Origin of the sequence: Methylocella silvestris (assembly GCF_002891535.1) — a bacterium.
Classification (GTDB): domain Bacteria; phylum Pseudomonadota; class Alphaproteobacteria; order Rhizobiales; family Beijerinckiaceae; genus Methylocapsa; species Methylocapsa silvestris_A.
In genome coordinates this window covers 41,792-56,297 of record NZ_PDZR01000021.1, presented here as the reverse complement: position 1 = coordinate 56,297, position 14,506 = coordinate 41,792, and the positions used below count along the sequence as shown (strand labels likewise).

Below are 14,506 nucleotides of genomic sequence, written 5' to 3'. Positions count from 1 at the left end.
GGAAATGGCGGCGCGTCCCGTAATTCGATGTTTCCGCTAGCTGACTTGCGCCAAGATATTCCGGAAAATCTGGCAGATTTTCCGGAATTTGTTCGCCGAAAAGCGGCAAGAGTTTTCAGACCGCTCTAATGGAAATTCCGGCCCTTCGGCAGGACGCCGCGCCAATTCTCTTGCTGTGGCGCAGGCGATGGCGTCGCGGGTCTCGGCAGCGCGGGCGCGGCCGTTTCATGCGGAGCGCGGGAATCGCGAAGATTTGGCCGCCTGACTTCGTCCGCCGGGGCCAAAGACGAAACCGCGCCGCCATGATCCGACAAGAGAGTCAGCAGCGGGCTGAGATCCTCCGCGCGCTCCATCACAATATGGATGACGCCGGATTCTTTCTGCAAGCGGCCGGTCACGGCGAGGAAGCGGGCGCCGATGACGATCCGGCGCAGACGCTCGAAAATTTTCGGCCAGACGATGGCGTTGGCGATTCCCGTCTCATCCTCGATCGTCAGGAAGATGACGCCGCTCGCCGTGCCCGGACGCTGGCGCACGAGCACGAGGCCCGCCACGGTGACGCGCGAGCCTGGCGCCTGGTTCTGCAAATCATCGGCGCGCATGATCTTTTTTTGCGTCAGCCTCTCGCGCAGAAAAACAACAGGATGCGCCTTCAAGGAGAGAGACAGACGGCGATAATCCTCGACGACATGTTCGCCAGGCAGCATCGGCGGGAGCTTCGCGTCGGCCTCGGTCGCGCGCCAGCTGAGGCCCTTCAGCAAGGGCAGATCATCCTTGTCGCCAGCGCGGTTCAGGCCGCGCACGGCCCAAAGCGCCTCGCGTCGGTCTAATCCCAGCGAGCGGAAGGCGTCGGCGCCCGCGAGCAACTCAAGCACCGCCGCAGACAGGCCGGCGCGAAGCCAGAGATCGCGAATGGAATCATAGCCCCTGCCCCGCATGGCGACGAGCTGGTTCATGTCATGTTCGGCAAGGCCCTTGATCTGACGAAACCCCAGCCTGATCCCACAGGTCGAGAAGATCTCGCCCCGCATCGAGGCGTGGCGGGGATGCAGCGGACGACATTCAGCCGCTGGCGTCAGCGTCGAATCCCAATGCGAAAAATTGACGTCGGCCTCTTCGACTGCAACGCCATGTTCGCGCGCGTCGCGCAGGATTTGCGCGGGCGCATAAAATCCCATCGGCTGGGCGTTGAGAAGCGCGCAGGCGAAAGCGTCGGGATAGCGGCATTTCATCCAGGCCGAAGCGTAAACAAGAAGCGCGAAGGACGCGGCGTGGCTCTCCGGAAAACCATAAGAGCCGAAGCCCTCGATCTGCTTGAAGCAGCGCTCGGCGAAGTCGCGCGAATAGTTCCGGGCGACCATTCCTTCGATCATCTTCGTGCGAAACGCGCCGATCGTGCCGACATGTTTGAACGTCGCCATGGCCCGGCGCAATTGATCGGCCTCGGAGGGCGAGAAGCCGGCGGCGACGATGGCGATTTTCATCGCCTGTTCCTGGAACAGAGGCACGCCAAGCGTCTTGCCCAGCACCTCTTCGAGCTGCTTTGAAGGATAGGAGACGGGCTCCAATCCCTGCCGCCGCCGCAGATAGGGATGCACCATGTCGCCCTGGATCGGTCCTGGCCGCACGATCGCAACCTCGATGACGAGATCGTAGAATTCTTTCGGCCGCAGCCGCGGCAACATCGACATCTGCGCGCGGCTTTCGATCTGGAAAACGCCGATCGTGTCGGCGCGCGAGATCATCTCATAGACAGCGCCCTGTTCCGGCGGCAGGGTCGCGATGGTCAGCTCTTCGCCATAATGCTCCCTGATGAGGTCAAACCCCTTGCGCAGGCAGGTCAGCATGCCGAGCGCCAACACGTCGATCTTCAAAATGCCGAGCGCGTCGAGATCGTCCTTGTCCCATTCGATGGTGGTGCGATCCTCCATCGCCGCGTTCATGATCGGAACCACCTCGTCGAGCCGCGAACGTGTGATGACGAAGCCGCCTGTATGCTGCGACAGATGGCGCGGAAAGCCGATCAGCTCCTCGGCGAGCTTTAGCGCCTGCGCCAGCCGCGCCTCGGTCGGATCGAAGCCGGCCTTTTGGGCCTCCTTGGCTTCGACGCTCGACGACGACCGGCCCCAGATCGTCGCGGACAGGGCGGAGACGACATCATCGGAGAGGCCAAACGCCTTGCCGACCTCGCGGATCGCCGAACGGGCGCGATAGGTGATGACGCTCGCCGTCAAAGCGGCGCGGGCGCGGCCGTAACGCGCATAGATATATTGCATGACCTCTTCGCGCCGCTCATGCTCGAAATCGACGTCGATGTCGGGCGGCTCATTGCGGTCAGGCGAGATGAAACGCTCGAACAGAAGATCGTGAAAGACCGGATTGACCTCGGTCACGCCAAGACAATAGCAAAGCGTCGAATTCGCCGCCGAGCCGCGGCCCTGGCATAGAATCTTCTCTGTGCGGGCGAAGCGCACGATATCGTGGACAGTCAGGAAATAGGGCGCGTAATCAAGCTGTTCGACCAGCTTCAATTCATGCGTGATCGCCGTCTCGACAAAGGCAGGAACGCCGTCCGGATAGCGGAACTTCGCCCCTTCGCGCGCAAAAAAAACGAGCGCGGCTTGCGGCGTTGCAAACCCTTCGCGCAATTCCTCGGGATAGTCCCCGCGCAATTCATCGAGGCTGAAGTCGAGCCCGTCGAGAAAGCGCAGCGTCTCTTCCATCGCATGAGGAGCGCCGGCGAAAAGCCGCGCCATCTCCGCCGCGCTTTTCATATGACGCTCGGCATTGGCTTCAAGGGCGAGCCCCAAACGATCGAGGGTTTGTCCCGCGCGGATGGCGCTCAGCACATCCTGCAGCGGGCGTCGATCTGGGGTATGCATGATGACGTCATTGACAGCGATGATAGGGGTTCGCGTCTTTCTTGAAAGCGCGATGCGGCTTGCAAGATCGCGCCGCATCGAAACGCCATAGGTCATTCTGGCCGCGAGCAACAGCCGCCCGTTCGAGGCTTCGCGCAACTGTTCGATGAAAGGGATTTCCCTGCCGAAAGCCGGCGCATCGGCATCATTCAAAAGATCGGCATGATCCTTGTAATTATTATCATCATTAAATTCGGCGTAGACTTTCCTGGACCGCTTGAATTCGTCGCCCCTCTCCCATGTTGTTTCCGGCATGAGGATGAGTTGCTGTCCCTGCGCCGCCTCCATGAGGTCGCTCGAACGCAGAAGGGAGACGCCTTTTTGCGCGCGGGCGTTTGCGCGAGTCAAAAGCCGCGTCAGGCGCCCATAGGCGGCGCGGTCGCGCGGATAGCTGAGTATGTCTGGCGCGCCATCGCAGAAAACGAGCCGCGCGCCGATAGCGAGCCGAAAAGACGGACTCTTGTTGGCTTGCAAAAAACGATGGGCGCGGACGACGCCGGCAAGCGAATTGCGATCGGCGATCCCAAGGCCGGCAAGTCCGAGAGCCATCGCCGCGGCGACGAGTTCTTCCGGATGCGAGGCGCCGCGCAGAAAGGAGAAATTCGTCGTCGCCGCCAGTTCGGCGTAGCGCGGGCTCATGCGAAAAACCCGTGCATGAACCAGCGCGGGCGGGCCGTCTCCCTGTCAAAGAGCCCTTCGCGGAACAGCCAGAATCGGCGTCCCTCGCAATCCTCGGCGCGGAAATAATCGCGGGTGAGCGCGGCCGTTCCGCGCCACCATTCGGGCGCGATGCGCTCGGGGCCCTCGAAGGCCGCGACCTCATGCAGCACGCGCCGCCAGCGAAATTTTATGGGCGGTCCGTCAGGCGCGGCGGCGATCGCCTCGATCAGCTCCGGACGCTCCAGCAGCCGGATCGGACGAGCGGGCATAGGGTTTACCTCTTTCTCCTGCTGACGCCCTATAGCGGATGAGGCGGCAAAACGCGGCCATTCCGACTTCATATGATGAGAGTCATAGCGCGCCGCGGGAATGGCTATAACGGCGAATTCCGGCGCATGCGTCCCGTTGAAGGCAAGCCGCGTCACCCGCCGCAAGCCCAATCGCGCGCCAAGCCTGTCGATGAGTTCGGCAAGATCCCTCCCGCGATCTTGCGCGTGATCTTCAGCGCCATCCTGGCCGCTCCAGCCTGTCTGCTCGGGATCCTTGCGTTCGAGCGCAAGCGCCGCAAGGCGGATCACGTCAAACCCGAAGCCGGCGTCGAAGGCTTCGCCATCCTCGGCAAGGCTCAAAGCCTCGAAACGTTCGTGAAAAAGCCGTGCGATGAGAGCTGGATCGCGCAAGGGACGCATCGTCCCGACCGTATAATGCATAACCTTTCCATCGACGCGAAAGAGGCTCGCCTCGAGCCGCCGCGCGCCCTCGCCATGGCGCGCAAGCAGCACGCAAAGATCTTGCGCCAGCGCGGCGATCGAGGCCTCGACATCCTCACGCCGGCAAAGGCCGTCGAGGAATCGGCGCTCGGTCATGAAAGCGGGCGCCTCGAAGCGGGGCGATATCGGCGTTTTACCGCGGCCCATCAAACCGTCGAGACGCGCATAAAGAGCAAGGCCGCAGCGGGCGGCGATCGGCGCGCGCGGCCGCATCATCACATCGTGGACCCGGCGCAAGCCCGCTTCCGCCAATGCGCTGAGCGTTCCCGGCTCCAGCCGGAGAGCGGCGAGCGGCAACCCTCCGAGGCGGCGCTCCAGTTCCGCCGCATCAAGCGCCGGCGGCAAAATGCGCGCCGCAAAATCCGCCTCGCCATAACGCGCCAGGGCGAAAGCCGCTTCAGGCGTCGAAGCCAGCCCTCCTTGCGCATAAAAACCCTGGCGGCGAAGCCTTTCTTCGATTTCGGCAAGGAGACTGGCTTCGCCGCCAAAAAGATGCGCTGCGCCGCTGACGTCGAGCATCACCCCGTCCGGCGCGTCGAGAGCCGCGAGGGGGGTGAAACGACGACACCAGTCGGCGATATGGGCGAGCGTCTGCTGCTCTCCTTCAGGATCCGCCTCCGCGCAGATCAGCGCCGGATGCATGGCGCGCGCATCGGCCAGATTCATGCCGGGCCTGAGGCCGAGACGGCTCCCTTCCGCGTCAATCGCGGCGAGCTTTTGCGCGCCATTGATCCTGGCGAGCGTCGCCCGCGGCGGCTCAGGCGCTTTGCCTGAAACGGATCGTTTCGCCGCCCCCTCCCCTTCCTGCGCGCGCATGCGCCGGATCATCCGGTCGGTCGGAAGCGTCGGCAGAAAAACGGAGAGGAAACGCATCGCGAAAACAACCCTCGTCATGATCCCAGAGAATGGCGATGGGATCGGCTCCAGCGGCAGGGCCTGTCGCGCGCGCCTTGAGAATGCGGATCGACCATGCGGCGAGGCCTGGCTGCGGCAATTCTTGCCGGGCCGGAAGAGGAAGGCCCGACAATGGAGATCCGCGCGGCGCCCCGCCTGAGCGCGCGGAGGAAATCTCAAAGCGGGTATGGGCGCAGGAGGACAGCCGGCCGGCTCCGCCCGCCATGCCGGCGGCGAGCAGCAAGGCGCCGGCGCCGCCGGCCTGCGCCGCAAGAGCGAGACGGCGCGAGACGGCGAGGCCATAGAGTTTTTCGAGCGTCCAGATTTCGCCGATCACCGCCACGGCGGCGCGGCATTTCAAGGCTTCCTCCATCGTCCACAGACTGTCCCTTGCGCTCGCCGTGCGCACCAGAACGAGGCAAGCGGGGTCAAGGCCGTAAAGGGCGAGCCCCGGGCCATAGGGCGCGCCCCCTTCCCGGCCGGCGAAATCCTCGACGATCCAGATGATGGCGGAGCGGTCGGGGGCGGCCTCCGCTTTGAAGCGGGCGCAAAGGGCGAGCGCGAAGCCCGAAGCGGCCGCGCCGTCGCTGGCGGAGGCCGGGGCGATCTCGTGCAGGACGCCGCGACCAAGCCCATGCAGCGTCCGGTCGAGACGGCAATTGTCCCCGAAACGGATTTTTCCTGCGGGTGGCCCGCTGTTTTCGATGCAGCCGATTTTTTGGCGCAGAAAATCCAGCCGGTCCGATTGAGGGGCAAGCGGCGTCGGCAGTGGCATGGGGCCAAGCGGCATGGGCTCAAGCAGCAAGGGCTTGCTCCAGTCAACGGTCGGAATGTTCGCTATTTGTTCTAATAGATTCCCGCTTGAGGCAAAAGAGTCAAGGCGGATTCCGGCTAGATCTCGCAAGGGCAAGCTTCCCGCGAGCTTCAGGGTTTACGCTTCGCCAAGTCGCCAGCGCCGGCGCTGTCTCCGCTTCATTCGGTGGGCTCAGGGGCGGGATAATCGTCGCGCTTGAAGGTTTGGGATCAGCGCAAGAATGGCGAGGACGGCGGCGCGCACCGTCTCGTCAAGGGTTAGACGCTTAGGCCAGCTTGCCCCGGCCGGACCGTGCGGCCGGCGCGGCGAGGCGAGAGGACTTACGACCGCAGTCCTTCGCCCGGAGGGAAGCAAGAAGGGCTGAGGCCGGCGCGAGGCGAGCGGCGGCACATGGATGAAGCCGACCAGCGCGTCCGGATGGCGGCTCAACGATAAAAAAAGGGTTTGATTGCAGACATAATCGCCGGCGTCGATCGAAACGGCGGCGCGAAACCCGCCGCGGCGAAGTCTGGCGGCGATCAGAGCGGCGGGCGCGCTCGATTTCAGGCTTTGGGCGGCGCCCCCTGGGGACGGCCGCCGGGGGACGCGGTCCAATCGCTTCCTGCCGGCGAGCGCCTGGCTCTCGCTTGGGACGTGCTGGCTTTCGCCACTTTGGACCTGCGCGCCGTCGACGCCGATCTGATCCCCGCCCGTCAGAAGAACGCGCCTTTGCGGCAAAGCTCCGGCGGCGTCCGGCCGCAAAAGACTGATGCGGTTCAAGGCGCGCGTCTCGACGCAGAGCCCGCTTCGCCGGCTGGCGAGGCCGAAATGGAGGATCGCGTCGGGCGGCGTCTCCCGCGTCAAAGCCTCGAGGCGCGGCTCCAGAGCGGCATAGACGACCGGAAGCACGCTGAGATCGAGCTCGAGGCCGGCGCGGGCCAGACGCGGCCGATGGCGGGCCAGACTGGCGATGATCCGTTCGGTCGGATTGCGCGGAGAGCCGGGAAAGCCGCCAAAGCCCGTGACGAGAATACGCATGGAATATTCGCGGGGTTAGATCCCGAAGCGGCGCAGCGCCCGTGCAGACGGGTTTGCGCGATTTTAGGCGCGCGGACAAGGCTCACGGAGCCCGCCGACGCAGAACGCCAACGGCCTCCGCCGAGCGCGCGTCGCATTGCCGACACGATCGGGGGCCATTCAGAAGGCGCAGCCCTTTAAGCTTTCAGTAAGCGTCGCAGCGTTGAAAAGGGCCAATGCGCTAACGCATGATGCCGAAAAGTTGCAGACTTCTCGGGCCGACATCATGCTTTTAAAATTTGGCGTCGATCCCGTTTCATGGTTTTGGACCGGTCCAAAATCATCGTGATCGATGCGCGCGACGAATTTCGAGGCGAAGACATGCGGCTTACGCGCGCGGCGCGAACCATTTCCGCCCTTGCCCGGCCGGCGCTGCTGATCGCCGGCCTGCTGGCGCTTGCCGGCTGTGGCGGCGGAATGACCGATCTCGACGGCGCGGGCGCCGGGCCGCGCCCGACCTCACTCTTTGTCGTTTCGACGCGCAAGGGTGAAAGCGGACCCGCCAGCGAACTCGGCAATGACGGCAACGAGCGCTATTCGCTGCAGATGATCGGCGCGCCGCCCAATCACCAGATCGGGCAATTGGAGCGCCCTTCCATCGGCAGTCCCGATCCCGCGCGTCATTTTGCGCTTCAGACGCGTCGCTCGCTCGATGAGGACGCCTTTACGGCGGCGCTCGCCACGCATCTGTCGGGGCGCATCGGCTCCAACCGCGATATTCTCCTTTATGTGCACGGCTTCAACACGAGCTATGACGAGTCGCGGTTCCGGCTCGCCCAGATCGTCGCGGACGGCCGCTTCGGCGGCGTCCCCGTCCTGTTCACCTGGCCGTCCACGAATAATCTGCTCGATTATGGCGCGGCGAAAGAGAATGCGACGATCTCGCGGGACGCGCTGGCCAAGCTGATCCGGCAGCTGACCGAAGCGCCGGATGTCGGACGTGTTCACATCCTCGCCCATTCCATGGGGGCCTGGCTGACGATGGAGGCGCTGCGCCAGGATTTTATCGCGGGCGGCGCGCGCTTGAACGACAAGCTGGGCGACATCATGCTGGCCGCTCCCGACATCGATCTGAATGTATTCCGCCAGCAGATAAGCCGCCTCGACGCGTCGCACATCTTCGTGCTCGTCGCCGCCAATGATCGCGCCTTGTCGCTGTCGCGCACGCTGACCAGCGATCGGCCGCGCCTCGGCGCGCTCGATCCGAAGAACCCGGCCGACCGGACGGCGCTCGAGACGCTCGGCGTCAGGGTTTATGATCTGAGCCGGGAGGCCGATATTTTCATCGGCCACGGCGCCTATGCCGACGCGCCCGACGCGCTGCGCACCATTGGCGCGCAGATTGCCGCGCCGCGGCCGCAGGACGCCAATGTGCAGGCGGTTCTCGGCGAAAACCCGATCGACGACCGCATCCACGCCTCGCCCTTGGCGCCGCCTGCCGCCGCGGCGCCTGTTGCGCCTGCTTCCGCCCCCGCCCCCGCGGCGCCGATCGGCGCGTCGCCTCCGCTGCAGACGGCGACGCCAGGTTCGACGCCGGCGGCCCCGCCGACGCCCTGAGGATTGTCAAAAAAATAAATTTCTCCTGGAACTTTCGCGGGAGCCTCCGCGTTGTGGAAGAGGTTTATCGCAGCTGGGCCGATCGCCTGCGATCTAACCCTCGCTCGAGGATAGACAAGGATTTTGCGTGTTTCATGAAACGGTCGCAATTGCTTCAAAGTAGATTTGTTTAATCTGGGTCGGCGCAAAGCTGATAATGGCTATATCTTCAATTTAAACTGAACGCCGACCAGATTATTTTGAGGCTCTTCATAACTGATCCAAAATCCGGATAGTTGTGCTGCAAAGCAACATAAATTATTCACATTGACGCCTTAATATGATAGTATTAACTTATCCTATGTGGCGTAGGGGCGGAGCCGCCCAAGCCGCCATAACGTCTCCGCGAGCCTCCATCCATGCTGTCTCCCCTGCGAGCACGGGTAGAGGGCGAAGAGCGAAGCGAGGGTGTCATGTGCTTAATCGCTGAAGTCGTGCATTCCTGCTCCAACGAGAGAGTGGCTCATGCGGCTGTCGCATCGATCGGTACGGATTTCGCCGGCAAGGTGAAGGCGACCGCGAGCGTTTACGGCATGTCCATGGGCGCTTTTGCCGCCCGCACAGTCGTCCAGTTCGGCCGCACCTGCGGGGGCGAAGAAAAGCAAAATCTGCGGCGCCTCATGAAAGGGACGGATCAGCCGATCCTGATCGCTCTTGAACATATTTTGAAGCCTGTCGTCGAACATTCCACGACGCCGCAGAGCGCAGAGGCGTGAGCCTCCCTAGACCACAGCAATTGTGCGCCGCAGCCAAACTTCGGACTTGAAATGACAAGGAGCGCTTCTGGCGCTCCTTTTTCTTTCATATAAAGGAGCGTTTCTGCGCTCCCTTTTCGTACAGGGAGCGCTTCTGTGCTCCTTTTTCGTGAAGACAACCGGCGCTTCGCGCATAGCATTGCCTCAAAGAACGCCGAACTGAACCGGCGTCATGCGCTCTTCCATTTCACCTTTTCTTGACTAGACGCTCGCTTGTCCTCGGCTTTGCTGCAACGCGGCAAGTCTCTCTCAGCCTTGGCGTCGCCGCGCGTTACGCCCGGTTAAGAGGCGACGGGAATGAGGCGGCCTCGCCGCCGAACTCCCCCAGACGCGGCAAGGACTGCGTGTGCAGGCCGCATTCGACCTTGGCGCGGCCCCGCCAGCGTCCTGCGCGCGGATCCTCGCCGGGCCGCACCTTCGAGGTGCAGGGAATGCAGCCAATCGACGGATAGCCCTTGGCGACCAGTTCATGGCGCGGCAAATCATGGGCGCGCAGATAATTCAGGATCTGCGCCGCCGACCAGTTCGCCAGCGGATTGATCTTGGTGCGATTGTCTTCCGTCTCGAAAAGCGGCAGCGCCGCGCGCGTTGCGGCCTGGAAGCGCTTGCGGCCGCTGATCCAGGCGTCGAACCCTTCGAGCGCCCGCGCCAGCGGAATGACCTTGCGGATTTCACAGCAGCGATCGGGATGGCTCGACCACAAAAAGGTCTCGGGATCCTCGCTCTCAAGCGTCGCCGCGTCCGGGACCAGAGTGACGACCTCGGTCAGGCCGAGGCGCTCGATCAATCTGTCCCGATAGGCCAGTGTTTCCGGAAACAGGACGCCGGTGTCGAGAAAAAGGACAGGAAGCGACCGGTCGATCTCAGCGACCATATGCAGCAGCACCGCCGAATCCGCGCCGAAGCTCGAGACAAGCGCGAGCTTGCCCCGAAACAGATCTTCGATCGCAAAGCGCAACAGTTGCTGCGGGTTCAGCGCCCAAAACTTGTCGGCGATGCCGGCGATTGCCGCCTCATCGCCAAGCCGGGAAACCTGCGTTTCGCTTAACTCTGTCACAATCAACGACTCCGATCCGTTTTAGTCCGCAGCCGGGGGCTTGGAAGCCTATCCGGCGGCCGGGAAGCCATGACACAAGCTATCACGGCTCGGGCCTGCAAATATAGGATAAATCCACATGAAATGCGATAAATGAAATATTATACATAATTATATTGTTTAATAGGGGTTGCCGCAGCTGCAAATCTCGGCTAGCGTACAGTCCATAATCTCTGTAGATAATGTTCGATGAGCGGGCGAATGACGCCTCCCACCGAAAGGCCAACCGTGTCCCTGAGCGCCCTGCCCCTCAAGCGAAGCTCGATCCTGCCGGGGTTCGGTTTGTCACTTGGCTACACGCTGGTCTATCTCAGCATCATTGTGCTTCTCCCGCTGGCCGCGCTCGTCCTGAAGGCAAGCGGGCTCGGGCTTTCCGGCCTTTGGAGCATCGGCGTTCAGCCGCGCGTCTTCGCCGCATTGAAGACGAGTTTCACGCTGGCGCTTGCCGCTGCCGCGATTAATGTCGTGTTCGGCGTCATCGTCGCCTGGGTGCTGACCCGCTATGATTTCCCCGGCCGACGCCTGCTCGACGCGGCGGTGGACCTGCCTTTCGCGCTGCCGACCGCCGTCGCCGGCATCGCGCTGGCGGCGATCTATGCGCCAAATGGCTGGATCGGCGCCCTCATCGCCCCGCTTGGCTGGAAGATCGCCTTCACGCCGCTCGGCATCGTCGTCGCGCTGATCTTCATCGGGCTGCCGTTCATCGTGCGCACAGTCCAGCCGGTGATCGTCGATCTCGAACAGGACGTCGAGGAGGCCTCGGCCTCGCTCGGCGCAACGCGGCTTCAGACCCTGTCGCGGGTCATCCTGCCGGCCTTGACGCCGGCCCTCCTCACCGGCTTCGCCCTCGCTTTCGCCCGCGGCGTCGGCGAATATGGATCGGTGATCTTCATTGCCGGCAATCTGCCCTTCATTTCCGAGATCGCGCCGCTTCTGATCGTCGTCAAGCTCGAAGAATTCAACTACGAGGGGGCGACCGCGATCGCAATCTGGATGCTCGCGATCTCCTTCTTCATCCTGTTCGCAATCAATCTGATCCAGGCCTGGAGCCGCAGGAGATTTGGCAATGTCTGAGGCGGCGACGGGCTGGGCGGGCGCGCCCGCGGAGAGTATCTGGAGCGGTCCTGAAAAAAAGGCGGCGCGGCGGTCGCGCAGCCCCGTCACCGGCGAAAGCGATCTCCTGAAGGCGGTGCTGATCGGCGTCACCGTCGTCTTCCTCAGCCTGTTTCTCATCCTGCCGCTCGCCATCGTCTTCACCGAGGCGTTCAGCAAGGGCGTTGCCGCCTATTGGGGAGCGCTTATCTCGCCCGACGCCCGCTCGGCGATCGGCCTCACCCTGACCGTCGCCGCGATTGCGGTTCCCGCGAATATCATGTTCGGCCTCGCCGCGGCCTGGGCCATCGCCAAATTTCATTTCCCCGGCAAGAGCTTCCTGATCACGCTGATCGATCTGCCCTTTTCCGTCTCGCCCGTGGTCGCGGGGCTGATGTTCGTGCTGCTATTTGGCGCGCATGGCCTGCTCGGCCCCTGGCTCAAGGCGCATGATCTGGAAATCATCTTCGCCGTGCCGGGGATTGTGCTCGCGACCATCTTCGTCACCTTCCCCTTCGTCGCGCGCGAGCTGATCGCCCTGATGGAAGATCAGGGCACGGGCGACGAGGAAACGGCGCTGTCGCTCGGCGCGAGCGGCTTTTCGACCTTCATGCGGGTGACCCTGCCCAACATCAAATGGGCGCTGCTCTATGGCGTGCTACTCTGCAACGCCCGCGCGATGGGCGAATTCGGCGCCGTGTCGGTGGTCTCCGGCCATATCCGCGGCAAGACCAACACCATGCCGCTGCATGTCGAGATTCTCTACAATGAATACAACACCGCGGCCGCCTTCGCCGTCGCTTCCCTGCTGGCCCTGCTGGCGCTGATTACCCTCGTCCTCAAGACCCTGCTTGAAACGCGCTTCAACGACGCCCTGCCCGGCAAGGCGCGCGGCCATTGATCACAACGCTTTTTCGGCCGCACGCGGCGACGATCCAAGACTACGAAAGCACAATCGATGCAGATACGCGCTCAAGACATCGTTAAAAGCTTCCCTGGGGCCCGCCGTGCGGCGCTGGAAGGCGTCAGCCTCAACGTCGGCAGCGGCGAGCTTGTGGCTCTGCTTGGTCCCTCCGGCGGCGGCAAGACGACGCTGTTGCGGATCATCGCCGGGCTCGACCTTCCCGATTCCGGCAAGGTTTTTTTCGGCGACGAGGACGCGTCGGAAAAAAGCGTTCAGGATCGGCGCGTTGGCTTCGTCTTTCAGAACTACGCGCTGTTCAAACATCTGACCGTCGAGGACAATGTCGGCTTCGGACTAGACGTGCGCAACCGCGCGCAGCGCCCGCCCAAGGCCGAGATCCGCCGCCGCGCGCATGAGCTGCTCGATCTCGTGCAGCTGAGCGGCCTCGAAAAACGTCGCCCCTCGCAGCTCTCCGGCGGCCAGCGCCAGCGCGTCGCGCTCGCCAGAGCGCTGGCGGTCGAGCCGCGCGTGCTGCTTCTCGACGAGCCCTTCGGCGCGCTCGACGCCAAGGTCCGGCGTGAATTGCGCAGCTGGCTGCGCGAGCTTCACACGCGCACAGGTCATACGACAATCTTCGTCACCCATGATCAGGACGAGGCGCTCGAACTCGCCGACCGCGTCGCCGTCTTGAACGGCGGTCATATCGAGCAGATCGGCACGCCGGACGAAATCTACGACCATCCGGCGACAGCCTTCGTTCATGAATTCATCGGCGAATCGAGCGCCATCAGCGCGCAGCTGCGCGAGGGCGAGGTGTTTCTCGGCGACCACCGCCTCGATTTGCCCAAGGCGAACCGTCTTGCCACCTCGAACAATGGCGAAGGCCGACTGTTCGTCCGGCCGCAGGATATTCTGATCGGCGAGGAAGGGCCCGGCGCGCTCCAGGCCGAAGTTCTGTCAGTGCGGCGCAGCGGCCCGACGCGGCGCGCCGAAATCGCCCTTCCCTATGATCGCTCAAGCGTCGAGGTCGACGCGCCCGCCTCGGTCGCTCTTCAACCCGGCGCCTTCGTGCCGGTCCGCTTCCTGCGCGGCGCCTTCTTTCTGAAGGCGGACGCCGCCGGGGCCGCGGTTCACGCGCGAGGCTGAGCGCGCGAAAAAGCCCGGTCCAACGCGCGGCGCGCTCAAGATGAATTTGCGCCCTCGCGCGCCGTGATCCACGTTCTGGACGCGTTCCCTTCAAGGACACGTCGCAGGATCATCATGACCTTTGACCAAATTCCAGAGCTGCTGGCGCGCTACGGCTATGTCGCGATTTTCTGCGGCGTCGCCATCGAGAGCGCGGGCATCCCTTTTCCCGGCGAAACGCTTCTTGTCACCGGCGCAATCCTCTCGGGCCTTCATTCGAGCGGCGGCGAACTGCATATCGCAGGCGTGATCGCAGCCGCGGCGGCTGGCGCGATCGTTGGCGACAATCTCGGCTTCTGGGCCGGGCGCCGCTTCGGCTTTCCGCTGCTGGCGCGCTGCGGGCCGCTCATTCATCTCGATGAAGGGCGGCTCAAACTCGGGCAATATCTTTTCGAAAAACATGGCGGCAAAATTGTTTTCTTCGGCCGTTTCGTCGCCGTGCTGCGCGCCTTCGCCGCTTTTCTTGCCGGAGCGAACCGCTTCAGCCCCTCGCGCTTCTTTCTTTTCAACGCCGCCGGCGCGCTCGTCTGGGCAAGCCTGTTCGGCGCCATCGGCTTTGTGTTCGGCGCTGAAGCCCACCGCATCGCCGGGCCGATCGGCCTTGTCGGCCTTATCGCGGCGGCGGGCGTTTTTACTTTCTGCTGGCGATTCTATAAAAAGAACGAAGCCCGTTTGATTGCGGAGGCGGAAACTGCGTTGCCCGGCCCCGTTCAAACCCGATCCTTTTAAGATCGGCCGCGCGACGCCGTGCATCAGGAGCCTT

The 14,506-nt window shown here is 63.4% G+C and carries 11 protein-coding genes; 6 read left to right on the top strand and 5 right to left on the bottom strand.

Features of this window, described 5'->3' with window-relative positions:
* Positions 1 to 125: 125 nt before the first annotated feature.
* The 4 genes from CR492_RS15940 to CR492_RS15925 form a co-directional block, all read right to left on the bottom strand.
* Positions 126 to 3,560: an error-prone DNA polymerase gene (locus CR492_RS15940; protein WP_102844722.1), complete on the bottom strand. Its 3,435-nt coding sequence runs from the start codon at positions 3,558 to 3,560 to the stop codon at positions 126 to 128.
* Positions 3,557 to 5,224 (bottom strand): Y-family DNA polymerase, encoded by a 1,668-nt coding sequence (locus tag CR492_RS15935; RefSeq protein WP_245412122.1) that lies wholly within the window; start codon positions 5,222 to 5,224, stop codon positions 3,557 to 3,559. Before CR492_RS15935 ends, CR492_RS15940 begins: the two co-directional genes overlap by 4 nt.
* Entirely contained in the window at positions 5,109 to 6,050 is a 942-nt protein-coding gene (locus CR492_RS15930; protein ID WP_102844721.1) for a hypothetical protein, read from the bottom strand. Before CR492_RS15930 ends, CR492_RS15935 begins: the two co-directional genes overlap by 116 nt.
* A gap of 180 nt (positions 6,051 to 6,230) precedes the next feature.
* A complete protein-coding gene (locus CR492_RS15925) occupies positions 6,231 to 7,076 on the bottom strand; it encodes a hypothetical protein (protein ID WP_102844720.1) in 846 nt (281 codons plus the stop codon).
* A 360-nt stretch (positions 7,077 to 7,436) separates the two neighbouring features.
* On the opposite strand from CR492_RS15925, the gene CR492_RS15920 reads away from it, so the two are divergent.
* Positions 7,437 to 8,672, top strand: a complete 1,236-nt coding sequence (locus CR492_RS15920) for an alpha/beta hydrolase (RefSeq protein ID WP_102844755.1) — start codon at positions 7,437 to 7,439, stop codon at positions 8,670 to 8,672.
* Between the two features lie 452 nt (positions 8,673 to 9,124).
* A complete protein-coding gene (locus tag CR492_RS15915; RefSeq protein ID WP_102844719.1) occupies positions 9,125 to 9,427 on the top strand; it encodes a hypothetical protein in 303 nt (100 codons plus the stop codon).
* A gap of 310 nt (positions 9,428 to 9,737) precedes the next feature.
* Here CR492_RS15915 and CR492_RS15910 read toward each other — a convergent pair whose 3' ends face one another.
* On the bottom strand, positions 9,738 to 10,526 hold the full coding sequence (locus CR492_RS15910; protein WP_102844754.1) for a phosphoadenylyl-sulfate reductase: 789 nt from the start codon (positions 10,524 to 10,526) through the stop codon (positions 9,738 to 9,740).
* A 237-nt stretch (positions 10,527 to 10,763) separates the two neighbouring features.
* Between CR492_RS15910 and cysT the strand changes: the two genes are divergently transcribed.
* From cysT to CR492_RS15890, 4 genes are all read left to right on the top strand, one after another.
* Positions 10,764 to 11,636 carry a sulfate ABC transporter permease subunit CysT gene (gene cysT, locus CR492_RS15905; protein WP_102844718.1) on the top strand — a complete coding sequence of 291 codons (873 nt, stop codon included), beginning with the start codon at positions 10,764 to 10,766 and terminating at the stop codon, positions 11,634 to 11,636.
* Positions 11,629 to 12,555 (top strand): sulfate ABC transporter permease subunit CysW, encoded by a 927-nt coding sequence (cysW, locus tag CR492_RS15900; RefSeq protein WP_245412121.1) that lies wholly within the window; start codon positions 11,629 to 11,631, stop codon positions 12,553 to 12,555. Before cysT ends, cysW begins: the two co-directional genes overlap by 8 nt.
* A 57-nt stretch (positions 12,556 to 12,612) precedes the next feature.
* A complete protein-coding gene (locus tag CR492_RS15895) occupies positions 12,613 to 13,704 on the top strand; it encodes a sulfate/molybdate ABC transporter ATP-binding protein (protein ID WP_102844717.1) in 1,092 nt (363 codons plus the stop codon).
* Between the two features lie 114 nt (positions 13,705 to 13,818).
* Positions 13,819 to 14,472 carry a DedA family protein gene (locus CR492_RS15890; RefSeq protein WP_102844716.1) on the top strand — a complete coding sequence of 218 codons (654 nt, stop codon included), beginning with the start codon at positions 13,819 to 13,821 and terminating at the stop codon, positions 14,470 to 14,472.
* Positions 14,473 to 14,506 lie beyond the last annotated feature (34 nt).